The following is a 25,532-nucleotide window of genomic DNA, read 5'->3' on the forward strand; positions in this document are numbered from 1 at the left end:
ATTCACGTGCCGAACGGAGGCAAGTGTTAGGTGGTTGGCTCGCGCAGGGACACAACAGAGTCTGCCGCAAATTCCACACCACCGGGCGAGATCAACACCACGCCTTGATCGGTGTTCCGTGCCTCGGTCACCCGCGCGTAAATATCGCCATACACCGTGTCCAAAGTTTCGCCATTGGCACGGCTTTCGGTGACAAAAGTATAATTGCCATCCGGGAACGGATTGCCCGCATCGTCAAGACCCGACCACGTCACCGTTTCCGACTTGGGATCAATGGCGTAGCGTTGCACTTCGCTGCCGGAGTCGTTGCGCACAATCAATGTTGCCGACGCGGCTAATTCATTGGCATTTGGCACAACCTCAATGGGGTCACCGGTGAAATGCGCCGGCGCGGTCACGCGGGCTTCCATACCAACCCAGGTCGCCAGATTGCCCATGCCCATCGCACCGAGTTGCGTGCCAAGGTTGGTCAACAGCGTGTTGGTCAGCGTTTGCTGTTCCACGGTCGAGAACTGCGCCAGCTGTGAGGCAAATTCTGTCGAATCGGTTGGGTTCAACGGATCTTGGTTCTGCATCTGCACCGACAACATGGTCAGAAAGGTCTCAAAATCAGAGGCCAGTGCTGCGGACCCGTTTGTGGGTTCATTTGCAGCGGCAGCCGCTGCTGTGGCTTGTGCTGCGCCGGTCTGGGACGCGGCGGAGGTTGCGGTAGGGGTCATGTCTCTCTCCTAGACGCGGATATCAAGGCCGCTGCTTACGAGGGTTTGTGGGGTGGCCTGTTGTGCGGCCAATGCGGCGGCATCGGGCAGAATCGGGCCATCGCCTTGGCCATTTCCACCCTGTCCGCCTTGGGCAAAGTCATTGCCACCTTGGGCATTCTGGCCGTCGCTTCCCTGTTGTTCAAAGCTAAAGGAGACGTCCTGATAGCCCATCTCCATAAAGTCTTTGCGCAGCATGTCGATGTGACGGCGCATCAATTCGGTTGTGGCCTGGTTCTCGGCGGCGATGTTCACGGTCATCACGCCACCGGTCTCGGTCATAGACATACGCACCTTGCCAAGCTCCGGCGGATCCATTGCCAGCTCGATCAGGTTTTTGTCTGCCATTTTGAAGGCATCTGCCACCTGACGCACCACATAGGCCGGGTTGGGCGCACTGTTGCTCAGACGTGCTTGCGACGCGGCTTCTTGCGAGCTCATGATCGAGCGTGAGCTGTTGTTGGTCTCATCTGCCGCGGCAATCACCATATCAACGCTTTGGTTGGCCTGAATGTCCACTGCCTTACCGCTCATCTGCTGCACACCGGCATTGACCTGCTCCATAATGGCACGGGCCTGCATCTGCTGCGTGGTGGACGTGGTTGGCACGGATGGCGTTTCGAGTTTGGGCGCGGTTGGCTCATCCACCGATTCTACACTCTGCTTGATTGCGCCGCGACGGCCCGCATCCTGAGCGGCCACTTCTTGCACAACCTGCTGTGGCGCCGCCTGTGCCGCCTGCTGGCTCACTTTGGAACGCACCTGAACCTTCATGGGGTCCAGACCCTCGCCAACTTCCGCTGCGATCTTGGAACCTTGGGCATTGGCCATCTGAACCGACTCGGCGGTTTTCGGGGCGACCTGCTCCGGTAGAGCAGTTGCTTTCACGTCAGTGGTCTGTGTGGTTTGCGCCGTGGCTTGTTTGGCCGCGTCTCCGGCTTGATCCGCCAGCTTCATCAGCGCGGCATTCTCCGGGGAGCCTTTGATGGCCTTCACAACCATATCGCCCTCGGCCGGAATTTCGGGGATGTCGTCAATTGCTTTGGCGACCTCCACAGCCACAAATTCCGCCTCATCCGGTGCCTCAGACTTTGTGTCCCGCCCATCGGGCTGGCTCTGATTGCCGTCTTTGTCAGCGTGCGAATCAGCCTCTTTTGGCGTCTCTTCGGGCTGATCCTGATCGGTGCCGCGGGTGTCGTTTACATCCTCGGACGACCGGTCTCGACCCGTGTCAGATGCCTCGTAAGCTTTGGAAAAGTCGTCCTTTTCCTGCTTGGGCTTGGGCGCATTTTTGGTGGCCGTTGTCTCGGTGGTGGTGGACGGTTGGGTCACAAAGGGCAGGTTCAGCATAGCGGTCTCCGGGAATTCTTCCTCGCCGACCTCTCTACCTCAGTGTTCCTTACCACTTTCTTTACCGTCCTGAGCGACAACTGAAAAAATCCACGTTTAGACTGTGAGGCAAGAAATGCTCAACACACCTTCCCCTGTGGCGCCCGCTGCGCCCCCCATTCAACCGATGCCCAGCGCCCGCGAGACCGCGCTGCGCGATGCGGCCAAAGAGCTCGAAGCCGGCTTCCTGGCGGAGATGCTGAAATCCGCAGGCCTCGGAAAAACCAGCGAATCTTTTGGTGGGGGCGCTGGCGAAGACCAGTTCTCCTCCTTCCTGGTGCAGGAACAAGCCCGCGCCATGGTGGACGCCGGCGGAATCGGCCTGTCTGAGGCTTTCTTCAATGCCCTAAAGGAGCGCGCTGATGTCTGATGAGACCGTTGAAATCCCGCTGATCGATTCGCTGCAAGAGCTGCTGGCGGACGAACGTGTTGCGCTGATCGAAGGCAAGTTGGACGCGTTGCCTGACCTTTTAACGCGCAAGGAAGCGCTGTTTGAGGAACTCACCACATTGCAAGAGGAAGAGGAGATCGACGCCGATGACCTTGCCCCGTTGCAAGAGGGATTCGCCCGCAACCAGCACCTTTTGGAATCGGCGCAGGCCGGTCTGCAGGCCACCCAGGAACGTATGACAACCCTGCGTCGCGTGCGCACCTCTTTCGAATCGTATGACAACCGTGGTCAGCGCCAAGCTGTTCAGCTGAGCGCCGGTCAACGTGTTGAAAAGAGAGCGTAAATCGCACTCAACCAAGTTTGTTTAAAATGCCATCGATTGTACGGTTTGGGTTTAGGGAAACGTTAGCACTTACCACGCCATGTTAAACCCGCATCCCAAGGAGGGTGGCACCGGACACGGACCTGAGCCGACCGGTAGATGTCAGAATGACGTTCAGGAGTGCCTCCCTAAAGAGGCGCAAAATACAAACCGACGCAAAAGCGTCACGACATATAGGAAATGCCATGTCCAGCATTCTGACAAATAACGGCGCAATGGTTGCGCTGCAAACTCTGAAATCCGTTAACTCCAGCCTGTCTGACACCACGTCCGCTATCTCGACTGGTAAGAAGGTTGCCGACGCCAAGCAAAACGCCGCGGTATGGGCGATTTCCAAGACCATGGAATCTGACGTAAACGGTTTCAAATCGGTGAAAGAAAGTCTTTCGCTGGGTGAATCCACTGTTGCTGTTGCCCGTAACGCAACCGAAACAGTGACCGACCTGCTGGGTCAGATGAAAGAGCGCATTGTTGCCGCACAGGGTGACAACGTGGACCGTGCAAAACTGCAGGCCGAAGTTTCTGATCTGCGTGACCAGATTGGTTCTGTTGTGGGCGCAGCCCAGTTCAACGGCTTGAACTTGGTTGATGGTTCTACCGCTTCTACCGACGTTTTGTCCTCTCTTGACCGCGACTCCACAGGTGCTGTGAACGCGTCTTCAATCACTGTTACTGGTCAAGACCTGTCCAGCGGTGGCTACGCTGCAAATGACGTGTTTGCGGCTGGTACTGCAGTAGGTAACGCCACGGTATCCGCCAATGCTGACACCTTTGTTCTGTCTTTGGACAACGGTGGTGGCTCTGACGACATCGCCTTCCAAGACGGTGCAACAGCGTGGGCGGCAGGTGACAAGATCTCCATGACAATTGGTGATCAGACTGCATCCTACACTCTGACTGATGCAGACATTGCTACCGGTGTAACCACCACTGACATGATCGCCGTTGGCATGAAGAACGCCATCGATGATCTGGGTATCGCTGATTTGGATGTTGTCTATGACAGCGCCAACCCGGGCGAATTGGTTTTCACCAACAATGGCACTGAAGACCTCTCCGCAACCGGTTCCTTTAAAAACAATGGGTCCGGCGGTATGGCTGAGCTGGCCAACATCGACGTTTCTACTTCAGCGGGTGCAACCGCAGCACTGGACAACATCGAGGCTTTGATCACCACCTCCATCGACGCAGCCGCAGCTTTCGGTACCGTTGAATCCCGCATCAGCACTCAGAACGACTTCGTATCGAAGCTGTCTGACTCCCTGACTTCGGGCATCGGTTCCATGGTTGACGCCGATATGGAAGAAACATCTGCACGTCTGCAGGCACTTCAGGTTCAGCAGCAGCTGGCGACACAGTCGCTGTCTATTGCGAACCAGGCGCCACAGCAGCTGCTGTCGCTCTTCCGTTAATGGACTTAGTTGGGGGCGCTCGAACGGCGCCCCCAGCACCTCCATCTTTCTAATTTCTGTCTCGCATATCGGGAGAACTCCGACGTGACACCTAATGCTCTCGCAAAACGCGCCTACGGGCAGGCCTCAGCGCCAACAAAGTCCACAGGCAAGCTGGAATATGACGTGATCGCGCGGGTCACCCACAAGCTGAAACAAGCTGCCATGCAAGGCAAACGTGGTTTCCCTCTTTTAGCCGAAGCCATCCATGAGAACCGCTCCCTTTGGACCCTTCTCGCTGTGGATGTTGCTGGCAATGACAACGGTCTTCCCGAACAGCTTCGGGCCCAGATCTTCTACCTCGCGGAATTCACGGATCATCACAGCGCAAAAGTGCTGGCGGGCGACGCCAATGTGCGGCCCCTACTGGAAGTCAACACCGCGATATTACGCGGCCTTCGAAGCGGAGCAGCAGCAGCATGAGCGGCCTGGTTCTAAAATTAAGCCCCAAAGAGCGGGTTCTGGTCAATGGCGCAGTCATCGAGAACGGCGATCGCCGGTCCCGTCTGTCCATCATGACCCCAAATGCCAACATCCTGCGCCTGCGGGATGCCATCCACCCGGAAGAAGCTAACACCCCTGTGCGCCGCGCCTGTTATTCGCTGCAGCTGGTGCTGTCTGGTGATGCCGAGGCCGATGAGGTGGAACGCACCTTGCTGCGCCACATCGAGGATCTGAGTCAGGTCTTCACCGATCACGACAGCCGGCAACAGATCACATTGGCCTCTGAGGCCGTACTGGCTGGCCGTCACTATCAAAGCCTCAAAGCGTTGCGCACCTTGTTGCCACGCGAAGACCGTTTGATGGCGGTGGCGCGCCAATGAGCTTTCAACCTATCGTCGCAGGAACCGGCCTCGTTGCCTGGAACTTTCTCCAGCGGACGATGGACACGCAGACCAAGGCGTTCGAAAGTTCGCCGGTCATGCAGCGCGACCTCGACTATTTTGAAGAAAACATCAAAAATGTTGAAACCGCAGAGGATCTCACCAGCGACCGCCGCCTGATGCGGATTGCGCTAGGCGCCTACGGCTTGGACGAAGACCTCAACCACACCTTCCTCATGAAGAAAGTTCTTGAGGAGGGCTCACAAGCCCCGGATGCGCTGGCCAACAAAATGGCCGATAAGCGGTACCTCGCTTTTGCCAAAGATTTTGGCTTTGGGGATCTCGGCGGACCTTGGCACAAAACCGACTCCTTTGTTGAAAACATCAAAGCGGATTACACCACGCGGCAGTTTGAGATTGCTGTAGGCGAACAGGACGAAAGCATGCGTCTGGCGCTGAATGCTGTGCGCGAGTTGGAAGAGATTTCGGTCAACGGCGGCAGCGACAACACCAAGTGGTTTTCCGTTCTTGGCTCTCCGCCCTTGCGCAATGTGATGGAGCAAACTTTCAACCTGCCGTCTTCTTTTGGCGCGTTGGATCTCGACAAGCAGCTCGAGGTGTTCCGTGGTCGTATGGAGAAACTGACCGGTGACTCCGAGATCAGCCAATTTGTTGGGGAAGACGCGCAACAGAAGCTGGTGGATCGCTACTTGATCATGTCCCAGATCAACACCTCGCAGGGTTTGAGCGGCGGTCAGATTGCTTTGACCTTGTTGCAGTATTGATCTGACCCACAACATCTAGAACCGTCGCATTACAGTTGTGATACCGACGCAATACCGACGTGAAAATTCAGCAAAAAGCGCGCCTCAAAAGGCGCGCTTTTGTCGTTTTGTAGATGCCTGTTTACGCTTTCGCGCCTGCACGGCGCAGAAGCAGCGTAAGCTTCTGAAATGCATTCATAATTGAGGCACTGTTGCCGTCGCCCATATAGGCATCCAGCTCCGGCCAGGCGTTGATCGCCACATCCAGCACCGGATCAGACCCCGCCGAATACAGCCCCGCCCGGATCATCGTGGCACTTTGTTCATACGCCCCCAAAAGTCTGCGAGCCTCTGAAATCGTTGCATTTTCTTGGTCGGTCGCACAATGCGGCAGGCTCCGGGAAACAGACCGCAGCAGATCCACAGCCGGGTATCGCCCACGTTCCGCAATCTTTCGATCCAACACCACATGCCCATCCAGCACCCCACGCAGGATGTCCGCGATGGGTTCATCCATATCGGAGCCTGCGACCAACACACTGAAAACACCGGTAATATCGCCCTGACCTTCAAGTCCGGGGCCGGCCCGTTCACACAGCGACATGATCATGTGGGAGGTTGATGGCGGATAGCCTCGCAGCGCCGGCATTTCGCCTGACGCAACAGCCACCTCGCGGTGGGCTTCGGCAAAGCGTGTGATGGAATCTGCCATAAAAATCACGTGCTTGCCGGAATCTCGGAAATGCTCCGCCACACTCATCGCCGCCAAAGCGCACCTCCTGCGCACCAGGGGGGATTGATCCGAGGTAGCCGCGATCACTATCGAGCGTTTTAGCCCTTCCGGCCCCAACACGTTTTCCACAAACTCCCGCAGCTCTCTACCCCGTTCCCCAATCAAGGCAATTACGGCAATATCACCGGTCATATGTTTGGCAAACTGGCCCATCAGGCTCGATTTCCCGACGCCGGAACCTGCAAACAAGCCAATACGTTGGCCTTTCACAATTGGCAGCATCGTGTTGAAAATCGCCATCCCGGTTTCCAACCTATCGCCCAGCGCACGACGGGCGGCTGGCGGCGGCGGGCTGTTCTTCAAAGGCCGCATTTCCGGCCCCCGTAACAAGGGTTTGCCATCGAGCGGATTGCCATAAGGATCAATGATCCGCCCAATCCAGGCATCTGACGGCGCAATGCCCACCTGATCGCGCAGCGCCACACGGTCGCCAATCGAGACCCCATCCGGCGCCGCATCCGGCAACATTGTCATGTCTTGTGTATGCAGCTGGATCACTTCACCGGCAATTTTTGCCCCGTCATGAAGCGTCACTTCCAGCAGATCTCCGATTCGTGCGACCTTATTGAGCCCACTCACGCGCAGAAGGTTGCCTTCCACGGCGCAGACTCGTCCTATGTCTTTGATTGGGCGCACTCTTTTGAGCTCTGCGCCAAGGCTTTCTAGCCCTTTAGCGTCCATTTGGATTCTCCAAAGTTCCTTCGAAACCCTTTCTAAAGGAATCAGGGTTAAGTCTTGATTTAAGCCACCGAGGGAGAAACCCCGTGTTCAAGAATTTGAACGTATTTAAAACTGCACATGCCATGGGCCAACACGCCGCTGTACGACAGTCGGTTGTGGCTCAGAATATGGCAAACGCCGATACGCCGGGCTACAAAGCTCGCGACATCACGCCGTTTAAAGAGGTCTACCGCAATGACGGTGGAGCCTCCAGTATGCGTGCCACCCGCTCTGGTCATCAAGGCCATGGGCTGGAAGCCTCCGCATTGCGCCCGTCTCTCGCCACCGCCGAAGTTGCCCCAAGCGGCAACAGTGTCTCCTTGGAAGAAGAGATGCTGAAAGCGGTCGATGTCAAACGTCAGCACGACCGTTCGCTGGCCATCTACAAATCCTCCCTGTCCGTGCTTCGAACTGCACTTGGACGTTAAGTAAGACAGAAAGTCATGATCAATGAGTGATTTTGGTTCCGCATTAAGCGTCACCTCGTCAGGTTTGCGTGCCCAGGCCGCCCGCCTGCGTCACGTGTCCGAGAACATCGCCAACGCCGACACCCCAGGCTATCAGCGGAAGACCGTGAGCTTTGAGGCAGACACATCTACCCGTGACGGTCAGGTGTCGGTGAGCCCAGTTCAACTGGACCGCAGCGAAGGCACAAAAATCTTTGATCCAAGCCACCCGATGGCGGATGCCAGCGGTAACTATCTGGGCTCCAACGTCGACATGATCATCGAAATCGCTGACGCGCGCGAAGCGCAGCGCAGCTACGAAGCCAACCTCAAGATGTTTGACCAAACCCGTCAGATGTCTTCGTCGCTCATGGAACTCTTGCGCAAATAAATTTAACTAAGGAGACCCAGAATGGATGTCCGTACAGTACTAGCCGCTCAGAATTACACCGCCTCAAAGCCCGCGACAGGGCCGGCTGAAAACGGCCAAGGTGGCAATGCTCTGTTTGGCCTGGCAAAAGATTTTGCCGCCACCCTTCAGGAAAGCGAGCAGGTCTCGATGCAGGCGATGACCGCCAAGGCAGACCCGCACACATTGGTACAGGCGCTGGCCCAGTCCGAACTGGCTGTCGAAACCGCCGTGACCGTGCGCAACAAGGTGGTCGAAGCCTACCAAGAAATTCTGCGTATGCCGGTCTGATGTTTGATCAAGCCATCTTCTTTGACACCTTGCGCCAAGGCCTATGGGTCGCGGTGATGATCTCCATGCCCATTCTGGCCGTGGCGTTGGTCTCTGGTGTTTTGGTTGGCTTGTTTCAGGCGCTGACGTCGATCCAGGAGATGACCCTGACCTTTGTGCCAAAGGTGCTGTGCATCGTCATCGTGTTCTGGGCCACCATGGGATTCATGAGCCAAACACTGGTGTCGTTTTTTCAATCCACCCTCGTTCCGTTGATTGCTGGAGGCTAATTATGGACAACGCAGGCTACACAACGCTAACCCGTCAGTCAGGTCTTGTCCGTGAGATGAATGTGCTGGCGAACAACATCGCTAACGCGGCCACCACCGGCTATCGCGCCGAGGGCATTGCGTTTTCAGAATTCATCAAGTCGGCACCCGGCACCGAAAGCATCTCCATGGCCACGGCCAATGTGCAGATGACCTCGCTGGAGCAGGGGGCTTTGAAGCAGACAGGCGGAAGCCTGGATTTTGCTGTTGAGGGTCCCGGATTTTTTATGGTGCAAACTCCTGAAGGGGAGCGCCTGACCCGCGCAGGTGCGTTTTCTCCAAATGAAAACGGCGATCTGGTGAACATGGATGGTCACCTCGTTCTGGACGCAGGCGGCGCGCCGATCTTCATTCCGCCGGATGCCAAAGGCGTGGACGTGTCCTCCGACGGTACCTTTAGCGTGGACGGCAATCCTCTCGGACAATTGGGTGTCTACCGCCCAGTCAACCCGCTCGATTTGAAGCGGGAAACCGGCGTGCTGTTTGAGGCCCCTGATGGGGTGGAACCGATTGAAGAGGCCCGCGTTTTGCAGGGCTTCCTTGAAAGCTCAAACGTGAACCCGATTACTCAATTGTCCCGCATGATCGAGGTGCAGCGCGCCTATGAAATGGGACAGACCTTCCTGGAAAATGAACACAGCCGCATCCGCGACGCGGTGAAAACCTTCGTCAGATAATTAATAGAAAGAGGACAGCAGAATGCGTGCCCTGACAATTGCAGCCACCGGTATGAGCGCTCAGCAACTGCGTGTTGAGACGATTTCCAACAACCTCTCCAACATGTCGACCACTGGCTATAACGCCCGTCGCGCCGAGTTCGCGGATTTGCACTATCAGCAAGTTTCCCGCGCGGGTGCGATCAGCGCCTCTGATGGCTCGGTCCTGCCAACCGGTGTGCAGGTTGGCCTTGGTGTGCGTGCCGCGGCGATCAACGTGAACCTGGAACAAGGCTCCCTGTCCAACACCGGCGGTGATTTGGATGTGGCGATCGAAGGCAAAGGCTATCTCGAAGTCACCCTGCCAAACGGCGAAGCGGCCTACACCCGTGACGGTGGCCTGAAACGCAGCGCCGACGGCTTGATCGTGACTTCGGACGGCTACCCGGTGGCACCTGAAATCACCATTCCAGAAGACGCCACCAGCATCTCCATCAACGGAGACGGTCAGGTGTTTGCCTATTTTGACGATGCCACAGAGGCCGAAGAGCTTGGCCAATTTACCCTGGCAGGCTTCACCAACGCCAAAGGTCTCGAGGCGCTGGGCGGCAACCTCTTTGCTGAAACCGAAGCCTCCGGTGCGCCCAATGTGACCAACCCAGGCGAAGACGGCCTCGGCACCCTGCGTCAAGGCTATCTGGAAGACAGCTCTGTGGACGCGGTGCGTGAAGTCACCGAATTGATCGAAGCCCAGCGCGGCTACGAGCTCAACGCCAAGGTTATCACTGCCGCTGACCAGATGATGGCTGCCACGGCGCAGGTGCGCTAAGATGAAACGCGCGCTTGCCCTTATCCTGACTGTTCTGGCCGCTCCGGTGTCTGCGGAAATCGTGGTGGCAACCGAAATCATTCGCGCCAACACCATCATCGAACCTGGCGTTGTTGGCCTCAAAGAAGGCGACGTGCCAGGCGTTCATACCGATTTGGAAGCTGTCATCGGCAAGGAAGCGCGCAAGGCGATCTATCCCGGCCGCCCCGTGCGCAAAGGTGACGTTGGCGAGCCGGCTCTGGTTGAACGCAATCAGATTGTCACGCTGATTTACAATGCCAATGGTCTGAACATTGAAACTGAGGGCCGGTCTTTGGCCCGTGCGGGGGAGGGGGAGCGCTTGCGCGTGATGAACCTCAGTTCTCGCTCCACCATCACCGGAACCGTATTGCCAAACGGCAATATCCAGGTCGCCAATTAAAGGAACATCCCAGTGCGTATTCTCTCTACAACACTTCTTCTTGTGGCGCTGGCCGTGTCCGGTTGTGGCCGTACCGATCACATGGGCAAAGCGCCCAGCTTCACCCCAACCACCAATAACCAAGAACACTATGCGATGATGAACCCACCGCTGCCGCAACAGGCCAGTGTGTCGCGCCGGTCTGACACGGCTTCGCTCTGGAGTGGCAACAAAGCCTCCCTGCTTGGCGATCGTCGGGCGGCCAGCCGCGGGGACATCCTGACAGTGGTGATCGAGGTCGATGAAAAGGCCCAGATCAAAAACGAATCCGAGCGAAATCGCAGCGGGTCTGACAGTCTGAACTTGCCTGCTTTGGCAGGCCTGCCGCAGCGTATCAATGAGCGCCTTCCAAACGGGGCCACCACGGACCCGCTGGTCGATATCAGCTCTGACAGCAAAAGCTCTGGCGACGGCTCAGTAAAACGCAGCGAGAAACTCACCCTACGTGTTGCGGCCACTGTTGTGGACGTGCTGCCAAACGGTGTTTTGGCCATTGAAGGCTCCCAGGAGCTGCGCGTGAACTACGAGCTGCGCGAGTTGCTTGTGTCCGGTTTTGCCCGCTCTGAGGACATCTCGCGTCAGAACGAAATCACTTTCGACAAAATTGCCTCTGCGCGTGTGTCTTACGGCGGTCGTGGCCAGATCACTGACATGCAGCAACCACGTTGGGGTCAACAGGTTATGGACGCGGTCCTGCCATATTAATCGGGTAGTCTGATGAAGAAACTTCTCCCAATCATCCTTCTCCTAGTTGGTATCGGTGTCGGTGTTGGCGCAGGGCTTGCCCTGCGTCCAGAGCCCGCGCCGGTGGAGCCGACCGAAGGGGCAGAGAGCGCGGATCACGCTGAAAAGTCAGATAAAAAAGACGAAGAAGACGGCCCGCCATCCGGGCGTGAATACGTCGACTTGGTGGACCAGTTCATTGTCCCGGTTGTGAACGATGATGCGGTTGCATCGCTCATCCTGATCACGCTCACCATCGAAGTGGAAAGCGGCAACCGGGAAGCCATTTTTGAGTCTGAGCCTCGGCTGCGCGGTGCGCTTTTGCAGGCCATGTTTGATCACGCCAATATCGGCGGCTTTAATGGGGCTTTCACCAATTCCAGCAAATTGGATCGCTTGCGTGAGACTTTCATGGAGGTGGCGCAAAAGGCTTACGGAGACGAGATCACCGATGTTCTGATTGTGCAAATCACACGCCAAGACATCGCGTAGAAGATCCCATCGCTTAACAGTAAAAAGGCGGCGCATAACGCGCCGCCTTTTTTGTGCTTTGGTGACACGCAGATCTCACATGCCGCAGCTCAATTTGCCTTCCATAATCGAATCCACCAGCGCAACTGCCCGAATTTGGCGCCGCGTCTGCACCTCATGTTCCAACAGTTTCTCCATTACATCCGCTTTGCCAAAATGCGTTTGGAGATCTTTGTAGGCCATCTCTTTGCGCACCATCACATTGGCCAGTTGGTGGTTCAGGATTTTCCGGTTGCGGCCAATCCAGCTGTTCCACGCCAAATCACCGCCAGTGATACGCATCGCGGTGTCGCCGTTGAGCATGTCGCGGCCATTCTTTTCCTGGCCCGCGAGGTCGTCGAGCAATCCGCGCAGCTTGTTTTCCTCAGCCTGGATCGCCTGCATGGCCGCCTGCGCCTTTTGGTACCGCGCCTGGGTGATCACATTCAGTTCTTTCAGGTCGTCGCTCATACCCGTCCTTTCATACGTTGACGCATGGCGTCGGCAAATCGGATGGCCGCGGCCACAGGTGCATAGTGGTCTGGTGGCACTTCCTGGCCAATTTCCGCAACCGCGTGCAAGGCCCGTGTTGATGGCGGATCCCGATGAATAGGGACGGCATTTTCCTGCGCCACTTCGCGGATTTTGGCGGCCACTTCGTCCACACCTTTGGCCACACACACCGGTGCGGCACCGGGCATGCGGGACCATTTCAGCGCTACGGCGTAATGGGTCGGGTTGACCATGACCACATCCGCATCCGGCACATCCGTAAGCATCTGGTTCATGGCAATCTCTTGCCCCTTCTGCCGCCGCTGTTGTTTCATATGCGGATCGCCTTCGGACTCTTTGCTCTCGTCCGTCATTTCTTTGCGGGTCATCATGTTTTTTCGAATGTGCTCGGCGCGTTGCCAGAAATAGTCGATCACCGCGATTGAGGCGGAAACCACAATCACAATCATCAAAAACTCAAGCATCAAGCGGCCCAGAAGGGCAGGCACCATAATGGCGTCGAGTTGAATGGCGGATGCCATTTCCGCCATGCGCGCTTTCAGGAAAAATCCAAGACAGACCGAAAAGATCACCAGCTTGGCAAAGCTCTTGGCAAATTCAAACAACCCGCTGCGGCCAAACTTGTTTTTGGCGTTGGAGATCGGATTGATGCGCGACAGTTTTGGGGCAAGCTTTGAACCCGTGACCAAAAAGGCATTCTGCGCAATGATGCTCAGGATAACCGCAACCATCGGCACCACGAACCACGGCGCCACTGACGTTATGGTCTCGATCATTATGCCGCCAAGCGGCGTAGATGGGTTGCCTTCAAACACCATGGGCGCAAGCTCATCAGCCTGATCCAGCAACACCATCAACCCGTTGCCGGCGGATTTGATGGTGGCGGCGCCGACGGTCAAAAACGCAAGTGTCAGCCCGAGGTAGCCCGCTGCCACAGAGACATCCATGGACTTGGCAATCTCGCCTTTCTTGCGCGCATCATCCAGTTTCTTCTGGGTGGGCTCAAAACTCTTTTCGCTGTCGTCGTCCTGACCGCCGCCGCTCATCTCAAGCCCTCAACCGGGTTGATCATGAACGCCTCCATCGCGCCCCACCACAGGGTGAGCAACGCGGGCGCCACAAGAAACAAAAGAAACAGGCCGCCGGCGGTGATCAGCGGCGCACCTACAAAGGCCACCATCAACTGCGGCATGGCGCGGTTGATCACGCCAAGCATCAGGTTGTAGATCGCCGAAATAATCACAAACGGCGCTGCAAGGCGGAACGCCATGTTGAATGCCTGCGCCATATGCGGCACGCCCCATTCGGTCATGATTTCCCGCGGCGGAAAGGTGCCTGCGGGGAACAACATGTAAGATCCGATCAAGTAACGCGCGACATAGACGTGCAGTCCCATGGTCACCGCCAGCGCCAGGCCTGCAATCACCAGCACATTACCAATCGCTGGCAGCGGCTCGCCTGCCGCGCCACCCAAAAGCTGGGCCAAGGAGGTCGACTGACCGGCAATGGTGCCTGCGGTCTGCAACGCAAACACAAACATGCGAATGCCAATGCCCATCAAAAACCCGCTGATGGTTTCGGTCAGCGCATATTGCGCTATCAACGGGAAAGTCGGCTCGGCGCTTTCAAACACCGGCACAGCTGGGGCGACGATTACGGTAAACGCCAATGCCAAGCCCAGCTTGATGCGGGTCGGCACCGAGGTCTCGCCAAAGGCTGGCAGCAAGGCCACCGCTGTGCCCACCCGCAAAAACACCAAAAAACCGTGCCAAAGCGCGGCTTCTGTGGTGTTCAGAAGGAAGAGGGCGGTCTCCATCATGCGGCAACAACCCCGACAAGTGCGGGCCGCGCATCCAATCCAATTTCCTCAAAACTGAGCACCGGATTGGAAATGCCTTTGGCGCTGAGCACCGTGCGCAGGAACCGCCTGCGTCGTGTTGATGTCACCAGTGCGGCAAAAATCCCGCTGTTACCGGCGTCAGACATACGATCGGCAATCGATTGGGCCAGGGCGTTGAACACGTCTGGTGGCAGCGCCACATCCATGCCGCCTGCGTCGCCATCCACTTGGTAGGTGGCAAATGTGTCTTCCCACTCGGGTGCCAGTTGCACCAAGGGAATGGTGCCATCGTCCCGTTTCAGGTCAGAAATCAACTGGAAGCCCAGACGTTGGCGCACGTTTTCGCAGATGATTTCCGGCTGCACGCTCACATGACGGGCCTCTGCGATAGATTCCAAAATCAGCGGCATGTTGCGGATCGAAACCTGCTCATCCAGCAGCATGCGCAAAATGCGGTGCAACAGATCGAGTGGCACTTTGTCCGGTACAAACTCATCCATCATCCGGCGGTTGGCATCGGCGCGCACCGGATCGGACAGGTTCATCATTTCATCCAGAATGCGGCGCAGCGCCTTGAAGGTCAGCAAGCGGCCAAAGTTGGACTTGATGGTTTCAAGCAGGTGCGTGGCCAGAACTTCGCCAGGTGTCACAATGGTGATCCCCGCCAGCGCGGCTTTCTCCTGCGCGGCGCTGTCGATCCAGCGGGCAGGGGCGCCGTAAACCGGCTCGGACACATCTTCGCCAGATGGCAGCGAATCCGGGCTGTCCCCTGCCAGGGCCAGAACCTTCTCCGGCTCCAGACGGTCGCGCACCTGTTCCACGCCCTGAATGCGGATGGTGTAGGTGCCATTGGGCAGGGACGGCTCATCAGTCAAACGGATTTCCGGCAGGATCAGACCATAGGTTGAGGCGACATGGGTGCGCATATTGGTGATGCGAGCGTCCAGGCCAGCGCCCGGATCGAGCACCATGTTCACCAGATCGGTGGCGAATTCGACGTGGATGTCGTCCAAATCCAGCACGTCGCCAATGGGTTTGTCGCGTGGCAGAACCGGCGCATCGTCCTCTTCAGGTTCCAGGCTGGCCTCGGCTTCGGCCTTTTTGCTTTGATGCAGGTAATAGGCTGCGAACCCCAGAACAGACCCACCGGCCAAGAAGGGCAGAAACGGCAGGCCCGGCACCAGTGCAAACAGCACCATCAACACAGCCACGGTGGCAATCGCTGGTGGGTAGTTGCCCAGCTGTTTCAGCAGGGTCAGGTCGGTGGAGCCAGTGGTACCGCCACGCGCCAACAGCAGTGCGGAGGCAATCGAGATGATCACAGCCGGGATTTGCGTGACCAGACCATCGCCGACGGTCAGGATGGCATAGGTCTCAAACGCCTGGCCAATGGGCATGCCGTGCACAGCAACCCCCATGATCAGACCCATCACTAGGTTCATCAGCGTGATCAACAGACCGGCAATCGCGTCGCCTTTGACAAACTTTGATGCACCGTCCAGTGAGCCAAAGAAGGTGGTTTCCTGTTGTTCGCGCTCGCGGCGGGCTTTGGCTTCGGCGTGATCAATCGCGCCTGCGGACATGTCGCTGTCAATCGCAAGCTGTTTGCCGGGCATCCCATCAAGGGCAAAACGTGCGCCCACTTCGGCCATGCGTGTGGCACCTTTGTTGATCACCATGAAGTTCACGATGAGCAGCACACAGAACACCACAAGACCCAGGAAGACGCTGCCGCCCATGACAAAGTTGGCAAAGCCCTCAATCACGTCACCGGCGGCATTGGTGCCGGTGTGGCCCTGACCAATGATTAACTTGGTTGAGGACACGTTGAGCGACAATCGCAGCATCAGTGACGCCAGCAAGATGGTCGGGAAGGCGGAAAAGTCCAACGGACGCTCGATAAACAGCGTCACGGTGAAGATCAGGATCGCCAAAGCAAAAGAGGTTGCCAAACCGATGTCCAGCACCCAGGACGGCATCGGCAGAATCATCATGACAATAATCGCCATCAGGGCGAGGGCGAGCAGGATCGTCGGGCTAAAAAGCGCTTTGAGAGAAAAGGTTGGGTTCACGGATTACCCTCCATTGCTCAGCAATGACCGGCCCGATCCGGACCCAAGCGGCACGAGGGAACCCATCGTGCCAGCTGAACTGCCGCGTTGCAGCAGCGGAAAATTGTTTTCGCGGATCACAGTGGCAGTGCGCTTCACCGGCATCACCGCCTGATCCGGTGATTGCGCCAGATCGCGCTGAAAGCGGGCTTTGTATGTGTCGGAAAATTTGGGGGTGCGAGCCTGATAGGCCGCGTTATCCCTGAAGTTGGTTTCCGCGCCGTCGGTACTGTCTTGTACAAATATGGTGAAAACCAAAAAGAGACTTGTCCCAAGTCCCAGAAGACCGATTGTGACGATCTTGAATGAGTCGCAATAGAATCGCGACACCGCGTTGAAAACGTACTGTTTCTTCATACCGATAGCTTTCTGCCCAGTTCAAGGCCCAAGCTATCGGCGCATGGTTAAGATGTGGTAACCGTTGTTAAGAAGATGGCTCGGTCACGCTGTGCAGATCGAGCAAGTCGCCCAGCACGCCCCGGCTTTCCGCCGCGCCTTCCAGCAACGCCCGATTGCGGGCCAACATGCCATGGGTCACACGGTCTGTGGCCGCCTCTGTCTCGCTACCTTCTTCTGGTGGCAAGAGGTAGGTGGAGGCGCGTCGCAACACGTCGTTTTCCGAGGCTGTCAACGATGCCAAGTCACCATCCAGCCAGGCTTCGGTTTCCGCCGCACCACGTTCGCCAAGTTCGGCCAACAAACGTGCGGCGCCGGCATGATCCCCGGCCATGGCTTTGGCCCGCGCCCGCAGGCGATCCGCTATCGGCGTTTCCATGCCCATAAGCTCTGCCTCGGCCCGCTTAGGCAGGGCCTCCGCTAGGGCCAATCGCGCATTCAAAAGACGTTTTTCATCGCTTGGGATAACGGTTTGGGCAGCTTGCATCAGGCGTTTGGTCTCGCCCAAAAAGCCCATTTCAAACGTCTTATGGGCCAGCTGCAACGCGGCTTTGGTTGAAATGCGCCCCGGCGCAGCAAGACGTTCCTGAATGGACCAGGAGATCACTTCAAAGTCATCCGCATGTTCCAGTACGGCCATCACCAATTTACTACGCACATCTTCAGCGGCTTCGGATCCGTCGCGGGTTTCAATGTCGTTGACGATCTTGAATGCTTCGCCAAATTCCTGCTGCAGAATACGCGCAAGCGCATGAGCCCGGCGCAGATCTGGCCCCATGGCCCCGCCTTTGTGTTCCACAGCCAAGGCGCCAACCAGAGAAATGGTCTCCGCAGAAGGGGCCTCGCCCTGCGCCATATGGGTCTCGATCAAATCAATCACCGCTTTGGTGGATATGTCGGCATTTTGCGTGGCTATTTCCGTTAGCGCCTCGGTTGCCTCTTCGGTGTTGCCCAGCTCCGCATTCAGAGTGGCCTCAGCAAAGTCGAAATTTACATCAGGCCTCGGAGACGTGCGTTCAATGCCATTGAGCACCAGCATCGCCGCCTCGGTTTGACCCTGTGCCACCAACCGGTTGCTCAGCTGTGGACCAAGGTATTCGCGCAGATGGCGTGGCATCTTTTGCAGCGCGTCCAACGCGCCATGAATTGCACTTTCTCCAACCAGAGTTTCGCCCGACAGGGCCGCCCAAAGGGTGGTGTTTCCGGCACAATGCCCTTGGCTGGCAAAGGATGGGTTGTCCGCTGGTGGTTCACGCCCATCCATGATGTGCGCCATTGCACTCAAAATGCTGTTTTCACCACTTTCCGGCAGCAACGCCAGGATTTGAAGCGCCTCAGCGCCAAAAGAGTAATGCACGTAGAGCTGCGCAAGTTCACGCAGGGCGTCTTTATTGGTGCGGTCAAACTCGCCGACCACGTCCTGACGCAGGCGGCTGAGCTCTTGCACAAACGTGCCTTCGCCGCTCCAGTCGGTAATGTTCACGGCCGAATCCGGTAGGCACATGCCTGTGGCCACCTGACCACTCAGCAGGGCGGCAATGTCTCGGCCCACTTCGTCCAGCACGTTGTACGCAACGATGTTCAGGTCTTTTCCAACGGCAGCTTGTGGCGGTACGTGGTCCGAGCTGTTGAGCTGTGGCATTTGCGATTCAGCTGTTTTTACGGGCTTGCCAACCAACCCGCTGGTGTCGTCCACCTCGGGAGTTTGCGCCTGCAACAAGTTTTGATTGGCCGCGCGGTCCACTTGTTTGATCAGATCACCACGCAAGACCCGCACCTGGGCGCTACGATCCACAAAATTCTCAAGCGCAAGCAAGTCGGAATAGTCTGCTGCGGGCTTTGCTTCCGCCACTTGAACCGGCGTTGGAACCGGGCTTGCCGCCTCAAAAGAGGAGAACCGGAACTGTCGCTGTGGTTTTTTCTCGACCGGCACAGCCTCGCCAAACGACAAAGGCACCTGTGGCAGGTCGTCGTTCTGCGCCGGTGGCAGATCGTCGCGAATGTCAAAGATCACATACCGCCCATCGTAAGGGATCGACACCACACGGCAGGCACAGGCCAGTTCCAGCTCCAATTCGCCAGCCGCGTCATTGGCAACAATATTGGCCAAACGGTCACGTGGGATTTTGTCAAAGATGGTGCTGGTGCGCAGATTAACGGCGTCACCCTCAATTTTGATGGTGTAAAACCGCCCGTCGCGCGACACGGTCCAGTCGGTTTCGGCCGACGGCAGTGTCGCCACCAAACGGGTGAAGTCTTCGTGCTCGCCGGACCGGAACAGCACGTCTTGTGCAGCCCCCGCAGAGGCTGCCAATACCATCGGAACAGCAAGCAGAAGCTGTTTCATGCCGCTTCCTTCTTCACTTCGGCCAGCGCCTCTTCCAGCTCCGCAAACTGCGGACGGTTGTGGCCCGGCGTGTTCTGACGCCCAACTTCGATGCAGATGTTTGGCGAGTGGTTGTGCAGATTGGCAATCAGCACCTCGCGGATCAGTTGATAGAAATGCGCCTCATCTTCGACCACACCTTTGATCTTCGCGGCAAACGGACCCACCAGACCATAGGCCAGGAAAACCCCGAGGAACGTGCCCACAAGCGCGCCACCAATCATGCCACCCAGAACTTCTGGTGGCTGGTCGATCGAGCCCATGGTTTTGATAACCCCCAAAACCGCCGCCACAATCCCCAGCGCCGGAAGCGCATCCGCAAGCGACTGCAACGCGTGGTTGGGGTGCATCGCGTGGTGAAAGTTGGCTTCGATTCGCTTTTCCAAAACCTCTTCCACCTGATGTGGGTCGTCATAGTTCATCGACGCAGAGCGCATGGTGTCTGCAATCAGGTTGATCGCTTCTTTGTCCGCAGTGACGCGGGGGTATTTCTGGAAAATGTCAGATTCATCCGGGTTCTCGATGTGCTCTTCGATGGCCACAGGGTTTTTCCTGGCCAATCGTATGAGCTCAAACAGCAAACACAGCAGATCCTTGTAGTCATCCGGCTTCCATTTGGGGCCTTTGAAGACTTTGCCGAGATCTTTCAGCGTGTGTTTCACAACGGACCCGTCGTTGGACACCAAAAAGGCGCCCACACCGGAGCCGCCAATGATGATCATCTCAAACGGCAGGGCCTTCATAATGGGCCCAAGACTACCACCGGCAAGAACGTATCCGCCCAACACCATGATAAAAACAACAGCGATGCCAATAATGCCTAGCACGGGATCAAACTCCTAGTAGCGTTTCAGTCCGACCATAAGCCGGTGGCGGTTAACAAGTTCTCATTCGGTGGGAGTATTTGCGTTCCGACCGGCCAAAATAACGCTGATTGTATAGGCAGCGTCTGGAGCCATGCCCGCCATGACACCCGCCGCAGATTCCGGCTTCATGCGACCGATGAAACCAGCGGCAAATTTCGGATCCATCTCTTCAAACAGAGCGGCGACATCTTTGGGCTTCATGGTCTCATAGACTTGGGTGAGACGCCCCAGATCGTCCTCTGCGGCGGTTTCTGACAAGGCAATCAAACCGCGCAGACGCCCTTCGGCATCTTCCAAAGCAGCCAGTTTTCGCGTCACTTCACCATCCGCAACGTTCAGCGCTTGCAGGCGATTCTTGATCTCCGCCTCACGCTGTTCGATGCGTTTCTCACGTTCCTTGAACACAGCCATCAGCTCGCGCAGGTCTTCTGGCGGCTCGCAGGTTTCAGGTTTGGCCATACTGGCCAGTGGCGACTCAAAAAGGGGCTCTTCTCGCGCTAGGGCTTCCGTGGCGCTGATACTCACACGCACGGTGGCTGAGGCAATCAAAAACGTCGCAATCAGAAACAGGCTTCCTTTGGACTGTTTCCGGCGGGCCTTTTTCTTAGCCTTTGGCTTCGCAGCCGGGGCATCCGCTTTGGTCAGCGTCTCAGCGGCCGCTTTGGCGCGGGTTTTCTTGGCATCTTTTTTCATCGCATACGCTCCAGTTAGGCGACGTGGCGTTTAAACATCGGGCCTGCTTCTGGCTCTTTGCTGTCCGCTGCAGGCTTTGGTGCCGCCGGTGCGGCTTCTGCCTGCATTGCGGCCAGGGCCATGGCAGCTTTTTTCTTGGCTTTCTTTTTTGCCTTTTTCTTTGCGCGACGGATCAGCTTGGCCTCTTCGGCTGCGATGGCCTCTGCCTGCAGTTGGGCCCAGTTTTCGTCTTCGGCGGTTTCCTCAATCACCGCAGAGTCCGCCTCAGCGGCCTCTGCTGGCGCTGTGCCGTCTTCGGCGGCCGGAGCGAGGGTGTCTTCCACCTTTTCCGGTTCCGGGGCGGCTTTGGCTTTGGCAGGTTTGGCGTCTTCGATGTCGTGCATGGCCGCCATCATCAGCTCAAGACGTTTAGAAACCCCTTCCGCGCGTTGGGTCAGGGCCTCCAGTCTTTCTGTGGATTTCCCGGCGGTGCCTTGCGCAGCTTTCAACGTGCGCGTCATGTCATCCACCTGGGCTGACAAGACAGCCACGGCGCCACCAACGCCGGATTCCAAATCATTAAATTTCGACAGGCGCCGCGCCAGAACAAAGCAATAAATGCCTGCCCCAAGGGCACCGGCTACCAACAAGATATCTGCAATCAAGTTCATCTCAACGCTCCTCAGTTCAACACGAATTCCATGACCAAAAGGTCAGAAACACGTTCAGGTCCGGTTACAATTTGTACACGACGCAGCATTTGCGACCGCAGGGTCACCAGCGCATCTGGCGATTCGATGTCTGATGTATTGAGCGCGCGCAAATAGCCGTTCAGCACATCCACAACCCGCGGCAACACCCGCTCGACTTCTTCCTGATGATCGCTAGGCACTTCCAACTGTGCACGGAACCGCAGGTAGTCGGCGCCGCCACTAGACGTGAGAGAAACAATGAGAGGGTCCATGCCGACGTAAACAACGTCGGGTAGAGCTTCGATCTCTTCCGCTGGCGCCGATTCTTCGGCCACCTCAGCAGAATCATTTCCCAATATCATGCCTGAATAGACAGCGAAGAATCCTCCGCCGCCGCCAACCAAAGCCAGCACAAGCCCAATGATTAAAGGGAGTTTTGACGCTTTTTTCGGTGCGTCTTCTGTCTCGACAGTTTCGTCAGTCATCACAGGTTCCAAATTCTTTGTCCCTGCAACTTCTCCCACACAGAAACTAACCGATTGTTAAGTCTGTTGAGAGAAACAGTTCGTGACGGTCGTGCAGAAAGTGCGATCCCACGGAGAACAGACGTGCAAAATTTTTTGAATATGTGGACAGCAATGGACAATCGGCGGAAGGTGATCGTCGTATTGGCCACGATTGCGGTTTTTGCGACCGTATTGTCATTGGGTCGGGTCGCCACAAAACCAGGAATGGCCCTTCTATATAGTGGTTTGGAAAGCGGTGCCGCCGGCGAAGTCGTAACGGCGCTTGAACAACGTGGTGCCATTTACGAAGTGCGCGGCGGCTCGATTTATGTCGCCAACGGCATGCGTGACGAGTTGCGCATGACGCTCGCAAGTGAAGGATTGCCCGCCAATACGACTCAGGGCTACGAGCTTCTTGATTCGCTGTCTGGCTTCGGCACAACCTCGCAAATGTTTGACGCAGCTTACTGGCGCGCAAAAGAAGGTGAGCTGGCCCGCACTATTGTTGTGAGCCCGCTGGTCAGCCAGGCGCGGGTGCACATTGCCAACGCGTCTTCCAATCCTTTCCAACGGCACATCAAACCGTCCGCCTCCGTGACGATCACCACACCTGCCGGGGATTTGCCCACCAAACACGCCCAAGCACTGCGATTCCTTGTGGCGTCTGCTGTATCCGGTCTGTCTCCAGAAGATGTCGCCATTATTGATGGCAGTGGCGGTCTTGTTGGGGTGGCAGATGAAACCACCACCAAAGTTGGGGACAACAAAGAAGAAGAAACCCGTTTGGCGGTTCAGCGTATGCTGGAAGCACGGGTTGGCCCTGGAAATGCGGTGGTTGAGGTCAGCATTGAGACCGTGACCGAGACCGAATCTATCACTGAACGGATTTTTGATCCTGCCAGCCGTGTGGCGATCAGCACAGATACCGAAGAGCGCAGCACCGATTCCCAAAACGCCTCTGGTCAGGTGACCGTGGCCTCCAATCTGCCGGATGGCGACGCGGCTGGCAGCTCCGGCTCCACCAATCAGAATCGGGAAACCCGTGAACGCATCAATTACGAAGTGTCCGAGACCCAACGCGAAGTCCTGCGTCAGCCAGGTGCGGTGAAACGTATGACGGTTGCGGTTCTGGTGAACGGCACCCAAACCGAAAACGATCTTGGGGAGCCGGTGGTTGAGCCGCGTCCCGACGAAGAGCTTGAGGCCCTGCGTGAACTGGTGGCCTCTGCGGTTGGCTTTAACGAAAGCCGCGGCGACGTTATCACTTTGAAATCCATGAACTTCCAGCCGGTCCTGCCGATGGGTACTTCCGCCGAATCCTCCATGTTCAAGGGCATGGAACTCGACCTGATGTCGATCATTCAAACCGTAGTATTGGCCATTGTGGCTCTGGTTCTAGGTTTGTTTGTGGTGCGGCCTCTTCTGGCTGGCGGTGGTAGCCGCGACCTCAACGAAATTGGCGATTCCCCGATGCTGCCTGACTTGGGCGGCGACGATGGTGATTTCCCGGCTATGGCGCCAATGATGGGCGACATGGGTGGCGCTGACATGGGATTGCCAATGATGGGTGACATGGGCGGCGATGTTGGTGGTCTGCCAGATCTGGGCGGTGGTTTGCCCGCGCTGGGCGGTGATGGTGGCGGCATGTCGCAATCTGACGCCGCAGACCGTCTGCGTGGCCTGATCAGTGACCGCAAAGAAGAAACTGTGGAGATCCTCCGCAACTGGCTCGATGATCGTGAGGAAGCCTGATGTCAATTTCACATCTGTTTGAAGACTTTGGCGGTATCACCGCACCGGAGCCGGAGCCTGTTGCAACTCAGGAAGTTGGCAATGAAGACGACATGCTCGAGTCCTTTGAGCAGGGCTACAAAGCTGGCTGGGATGACGCAATCAGCGCCAAATCTGAGGAGCACGCCAGTGTCTCCGCCGCGCTGGCCGGTCGTCTGAATGATCTGTCTTTCACCTACCACGAGGCCCGCGAAGCGATTCTCGCGGATTTGGCCCCCACTGTGGAGAAAGCCATCATGACTGTCCTGCCAGAACTGGCCCGGCAGGCGGTTGGCGCTTTGGCTGTGGAACAGCTGCATAAAATTGTGCGCGAAAACAGCGAAACACCTGTGGTGCTGTCAACAGCACCAGATTGTTACCAACCGGTCATCGATGTGATGCCCGAAGACAAGCAACTGCCCGTTGAGGTGGTACGCGACGAAAGCCTGGCAGAAGGCCAGGTACGTTTTGAGTTTGCCCAACGCGAACGCCTGATTGATCTCAGCGAGGTTTTGGAAGCCGTCGCTGGCGCCATGACCGCGTTCACACATGAAACACGCAAGGAGGCCCAGAATGGCTGATCCAACTCTCAAATCCGATTCCGGTAACCCGTTCACCTCCGTGCCGGTGGAGATCACCATCTCCGTTGGTAAGGCGCGCCCGCTGATTGGCGACTTGCTGAACATGAACGAAAACTCTGTGTTGCCGCTCGACAAGCGCGTGGATGATCCGGTTGAACTTTATGTGGGCGACAAACTCATCGCCCGTGGCGAGCTGGAAGAAATGGACGGCGGACAAGAAGGCCAACTGGCCGTGCGTCTGACCGAAGTGGCTGAGTTCGAAAGCGGGTTGTGATGATCCGCGCGGCATTTCTTGCCGTCACGTTTTCCACCGTCTTTCTCTTTATGGCAGATCCGGCGTCGGCGCAGGATCTGTCCATTCCGATCACCCAAGACGGTTCGCTGACGGCACGCAGCATTCAAATCTTTCTCCTGATCACGGTCCTCAGCCTCGCGCCGGGGATCGCGATCATGGTCACTTGTTTTCCATTCATCGTGACGGTGCTTTCGATCCTGCGTCAGGCCATCGGCCTGCAGCAGTCGCCGCCCAATATGATGATGGTCTCGCTGGCGATGTTCCTGACCTATTACGTGATGGAGCCAGTCTTTACTCAGGCTTGGACCACCGGGGTGGAACCCCTAATGGCTGAGCTGATTGACATCGAAACCGCCTTTGAGCTGACCACGGAACCGTTCCGTCAATTCATGGCTGCCCGCCTGGACCCGGACACCTACACCCATCTGGCTTCTTTGCGCCCGGATACGGTTGATACCGCCCCCGGCCCAGAGTCGCCCCTGTCGGTTCTGGTGCCCAGCTTCATGTTGTCGGAAATCGCGCGCGCGTTTCAGATTGGGTTCCTGATCTTCCTGCCGTTCCTGATCATCGACCTCGTGGTCGCCGCCGTGCTGATGTCCATGGGCATGATGATGGTGCCCCCAGCCATTGTATCTCTGCCGTTTAAACTGTCGTTCTTTGTGATCGCAGACGGCTGGAGCCTGATTGCAGGCAGCTTGGTGCGCAGTTACTTTTAGCATCTCACGCGCCGCTTCCCTTTTGAGGCGGCGCGTGTCACACATCGGAAAACTCAATCCGTTAGCGCCACCAAGCGCGGAGTA

General features: G+C 57.0%; 32 protein-coding genes. 19 read left to right on the plus strand and 13 right to left on the minus strand.

Going from position 1 to position 25,532, the window contains the following annotated elements; genetic code table 11:
• Window positions 1–26 precede the first annotated feature (26 nt).
• A complete protein-coding gene (locus JXR15_RS04820) occupies window positions 27–719 on the minus strand; it encodes a flagellar hook capping FlgD N-terminal domain-containing protein (protein ID WP_422052091.1) in 693 nt (230 codons plus the stop codon).
• Between the two features lie 9 nt (window positions 720–728).
• On the minus strand, window positions 729–2,108 hold the full coding sequence (locus JXR15_RS04825; RefSeq protein WP_422052092.1) for a flagellar hook-length control protein FliK: 1,380 nt from the start codon (window positions 2,106–2,108) through the stop codon (window positions 729–731).
• A gap of 115 nt (window positions 2,109–2,223) precedes the next feature.
• On the opposite strand from JXR15_RS04825, the gene JXR15_RS04830 reads away from it, so the two are divergent.
• The 6 genes from JXR15_RS04830 (at window position 2,224) to JXR15_RS04855 (ending at window position 5,980) form a co-directional block, all read left to right on the plus strand.
• A complete protein-coding gene (locus JXR15_RS04830) occupies window positions 2,224–2,517 on the plus strand; it encodes a rod-binding protein (protein WP_422052093.1) in 294 nt (97 codons plus the stop codon).
• Window positions 2,510–2,881 (plus strand): flagellar biosynthesis protein FlgN, encoded by a 372-nt coding sequence (locus JXR15_RS04835; protein ID WP_422052094.1) that lies wholly within the window; start codon window positions 2,510–2,512, stop codon window positions 2,879–2,881. The genes JXR15_RS04830 and JXR15_RS04835 overlap by 8 nt, the downstream gene beginning before the upstream one ends.
• 224 nt (window positions 2,882–3,105) lie before the next feature.
• Entirely contained in the window at window positions 3,106–4,332 is a 1,227-nt protein-coding gene (locus JXR15_RS04840; protein ID WP_422052095.1) for a flagellin, read from the plus strand.
• Window positions 4,333–4,416: 84 nt separating this feature from the next.
• On the plus strand, window positions 4,417–4,794 hold the full coding sequence (flaF, locus tag JXR15_RS04845; RefSeq protein ID WP_422052096.1) for a flagellar biosynthesis regulator FlaF: 378 nt from the start codon (window positions 4,417–4,419) through the stop codon (window positions 4,792–4,794).
• Complete coding sequence (flbT, locus tag JXR15_RS04850) at window positions 4,791–5,195, plus strand: flagellar biosynthesis repressor FlbT (RefSeq protein WP_422052097.1); 405 nt, start codon at window positions 4,791–4,793, stop codon at window positions 5,193–5,195. The genes flaF and flbT overlap by 4 nt, the downstream gene beginning before the upstream one ends.
• Window positions 5,192–5,980: a DUF1217 domain-containing protein gene (locus JXR15_RS04855; RefSeq protein WP_422052098.1), complete on the plus strand. Its 789-nt coding sequence runs from the start codon at window positions 5,192–5,194 to the stop codon at window positions 5,978–5,980. The genes flbT and JXR15_RS04855 overlap by 4 nt, the downstream gene beginning before the upstream one ends.
• Window positions 5,981–6,101: 121 nt before the next feature.
• On the opposite strand, the gene JXR15_RS04860 is transcribed toward JXR15_RS04855, so the two are convergent.
• Window positions 6,102–7,433 carry a FliI/YscN family ATPase gene (locus JXR15_RS04860; RefSeq protein WP_422052099.1) on the minus strand — a complete coding sequence of 444 codons (1,332 nt, stop codon included), beginning with the start codon at window positions 7,431–7,433 and terminating at the stop codon, window positions 6,102–6,104.
• Between the two features lie 83 nt (window positions 7,434–7,516).
• Here JXR15_RS04860 and JXR15_RS04865 point away from each other — a divergent pair, with 83 nt between their 5' ends.
• Genes JXR15_RS04865 through JXR15_RS04905 form a run of 9 tightly spaced genes read left to right on the plus strand, consistent with a single transcriptional unit; the run spans window position 7,517 to window position 12,086 of the window.
• The gene (locus tag JXR15_RS04865; RefSeq protein ID WP_412552743.1) at window positions 7,517–7,900 is read left to right on the plus strand and encodes a FlgB family protein; all 384 of its coding nucleotides are present in this window, start codon (window positions 7,517–7,519) and stop codon (window positions 7,898–7,900) included.
• Window positions 7,901–7,922: 22 nt separating this feature from the next.
• A complete protein-coding gene (gene flgC / locus JXR15_RS04870) occupies window positions 7,923–8,309 on the plus strand; it encodes a flagellar basal body rod protein FlgC (RefSeq protein ID WP_299421415.1) in 387 nt (128 codons plus the stop codon).
• Between the two features lie 21 nt (window positions 8,310–8,330).
• Window positions 8,331–8,618, plus strand: coding sequence for a flagellar hook-basal body complex protein FliE (gene fliE / locus JXR15_RS04875; protein WP_422052100.1), 288 nt, complete (start codon window positions 8,331–8,333; stop codon window positions 8,616–8,618).
• Window positions 8,618–8,887 carry a flagellar biosynthetic protein FliQ gene (locus JXR15_RS04880; protein ID WP_299421410.1) on the plus strand — a complete coding sequence of 90 codons (270 nt, stop codon included), beginning with the start codon at window positions 8,618–8,620 and terminating at the stop codon, window positions 8,885–8,887. Before fliE ends, JXR15_RS04880 begins: the two co-directional genes overlap by 1 nt.
• A 2-nt stretch (window positions 8,888–8,889) precedes the next feature.
• Window positions 8,890–9,603 carry a flagellar hook-basal body complex protein gene (locus JXR15_RS04885; protein ID WP_422052101.1) on the plus strand — a complete coding sequence of 238 codons (714 nt, stop codon included), beginning with the start codon at window positions 8,890–8,892 and terminating at the stop codon, window positions 9,601–9,603.
• Between the two features lie 22 nt (window positions 9,604–9,625).
• Complete coding sequence (flgG, locus tag JXR15_RS04890) at window positions 9,626–10,411, plus strand: flagellar basal-body rod protein FlgG (protein WP_422052102.1); 786 nt, start codon at window positions 9,626–9,628, stop codon at window positions 10,409–10,411.
• 1 nt (window position 10,412) lies between these two features.
• Window positions 10,413–10,832 carry a flagellar basal body P-ring formation chaperone FlgA gene (gene flgA / locus JXR15_RS04895; RefSeq protein WP_422052103.1) on the plus strand — a complete coding sequence of 140 codons (420 nt, stop codon included), beginning with the start codon at window positions 10,413–10,415 and terminating at the stop codon, window positions 10,830–10,832.
• A 12-nt stretch (window positions 10,833–10,844) separates the two neighbouring features.
• Window positions 10,845–11,576 carry a flagellar basal body L-ring protein FlgH gene (gene flgH, locus JXR15_RS04900; RefSeq protein ID WP_422052104.1) on the plus strand — a complete coding sequence of 244 codons (732 nt, stop codon included), beginning with the start codon at window positions 10,845–10,847 and terminating at the stop codon, window positions 11,574–11,576.
• 12 nt (window positions 11,577–11,588) lie between these two features.
• Window positions 11,589–12,086 (plus strand): flagellar basal body-associated protein FliL, encoded by a 498-nt coding sequence (locus JXR15_RS04905; protein WP_422052105.1) that lies wholly within the window; start codon window positions 11,589–11,591, stop codon window positions 12,084–12,086.
• Window positions 12,087–12,161: 75 nt separating this feature from the next.
• Here JXR15_RS04905 and JXR15_RS04910 read toward each other — a convergent pair whose 3' ends face one another.
• From JXR15_RS04910 to JXR15_RS04955, 10 genes are all read right to left on the minus strand, one after another.
• Entirely contained in the window at window positions 12,162–12,575 is a 414-nt protein-coding gene (locus tag JXR15_RS04910) for a hypothetical protein (RefSeq protein ID WP_422052106.1), read from the minus strand.
• Window positions 12,572–13,663, minus strand: a complete 1,092-nt coding sequence (locus tag JXR15_RS04915; protein WP_422052107.1) for an EscU/YscU/HrcU family type III secretion system export apparatus switch protein — start codon at window positions 13,661–13,663, stop codon at window positions 12,572–12,574. The genes JXR15_RS04910 and JXR15_RS04915 overlap by 4 nt, the downstream gene beginning before the upstream one ends.
• Window positions 13,660–14,436 carry a flagellar biosynthetic protein FliR gene (locus tag JXR15_RS04920; protein ID WP_299421391.1) on the minus strand — a complete coding sequence of 259 codons (777 nt, stop codon included), beginning with the start codon at window positions 14,434–14,436 and terminating at the stop codon, window positions 13,660–13,662. Before JXR15_RS04920 ends, JXR15_RS04915 begins: the two co-directional genes overlap by 4 nt.
• Complete coding sequence (gene flhA, locus JXR15_RS04925; RefSeq protein ID WP_422052251.1) at window positions 14,433–16,466, minus strand: flagellar biosynthesis protein FlhA; 2,034 nt, start codon at window positions 16,464–16,466, stop codon at window positions 14,433–14,435. Before flhA ends, JXR15_RS04920 begins: the two co-directional genes overlap by 4 nt.
• 66 nt (window positions 16,467–16,532) lie before the next feature.
• Entirely contained in the window at window positions 16,533–16,925 is a 393-nt protein-coding gene (locus JXR15_RS04930) for a hypothetical protein (RefSeq protein WP_422052108.1), read from the minus strand.
• Between the two features lie 67 nt (window positions 16,926–16,992).
• Window positions 16,993–19,311: a hypothetical protein gene (locus JXR15_RS04935; protein ID WP_422052109.1), complete on the minus strand. Its 2,319-nt coding sequence runs from the start codon at window positions 19,309–19,311 to the stop codon at window positions 16,993–16,995.
• A complete protein-coding gene (motA, locus tag JXR15_RS04940) occupies window positions 19,308–20,177 on the minus strand; it encodes a flagellar motor stator protein MotA (protein ID WP_422052110.1) in 870 nt (289 codons plus the stop codon). Before motA ends, JXR15_RS04935 begins: the two co-directional genes overlap by 4 nt.
• Window positions 20,178–20,237: 60 nt before the next feature.
• A complete protein-coding gene (locus JXR15_RS04945) occupies window positions 20,238–20,909 on the minus strand; it encodes a MotE family protein (RefSeq protein WP_422052111.1) in 672 nt (223 codons plus the stop codon).
• 14 nt (window positions 20,910–20,923) lie between these two features.
• A complete protein-coding gene (locus JXR15_RS04950; RefSeq protein ID WP_422052112.1) occupies window positions 20,924–21,559 on the minus strand; it encodes a hypothetical protein in 636 nt (211 codons plus the stop codon).
• Between the two features lie 11 nt (window positions 21,560–21,570).
• Window positions 21,571–22,065, minus strand: a complete 495-nt coding sequence (locus JXR15_RS04955; RefSeq protein WP_422052113.1) for a flagellar basal body-associated FliL family protein — start codon at window positions 22,063–22,065, stop codon at window positions 21,571–21,573.
• A gap of 141 nt (window positions 22,066–22,206) precedes the next feature.
• Between JXR15_RS04955 and fliF the strand changes: the two genes are divergently transcribed.
• Genes fliF through fliP form a run of 4 tightly spaced genes read left to right on the plus strand, consistent with a single transcriptional unit; the run spans window position 22,207 to window position 25,448 of the window.
• Window positions 22,207–23,838, plus strand: coding sequence for a flagellar basal-body MS-ring/collar protein FliF (fliF, locus tag JXR15_RS04960; protein WP_422052252.1), 1,632 nt, complete (start codon window positions 22,207–22,209; stop codon window positions 23,836–23,838).
• Window positions 23,838–24,437: a hypothetical protein gene (locus JXR15_RS04965; RefSeq protein WP_422052114.1), complete on the plus strand. Its 600-nt coding sequence runs from the start codon at window positions 23,838–23,840 to the stop codon at window positions 24,435–24,437. Before fliF ends, JXR15_RS04965 begins: the two co-directional genes overlap by 1 nt.
• Window positions 24,430–24,711, plus strand: a complete 282-nt coding sequence (locus JXR15_RS04970) for a FliM/FliN family flagellar motor C-terminal domain-containing protein (RefSeq protein ID WP_299421370.1) — start codon at window positions 24,430–24,432, stop codon at window positions 24,709–24,711. Before JXR15_RS04965 ends, JXR15_RS04970 begins: the two co-directional genes overlap by 8 nt.
• Window positions 24,711–25,448, plus strand: a complete 738-nt coding sequence (gene fliP / locus JXR15_RS04975; protein ID WP_422052115.1) for a flagellar type III secretion system pore protein FliP — start codon at window positions 24,711–24,713, stop codon at window positions 25,446–25,448. Before JXR15_RS04970 ends, fliP begins: the two co-directional genes overlap by 1 nt.
• The last annotated feature ends 84 nt before the right edge of the window (window positions 25,449–25,532 follow it).

The sequence above is a fragment of the Shimia sp. genome (genome assembly GCF_049116215.1).
GTDB lineage: Bacteria > Pseudomonadota > Alphaproteobacteria > Rhodobacterales > Rhodobacteraceae > Shimia.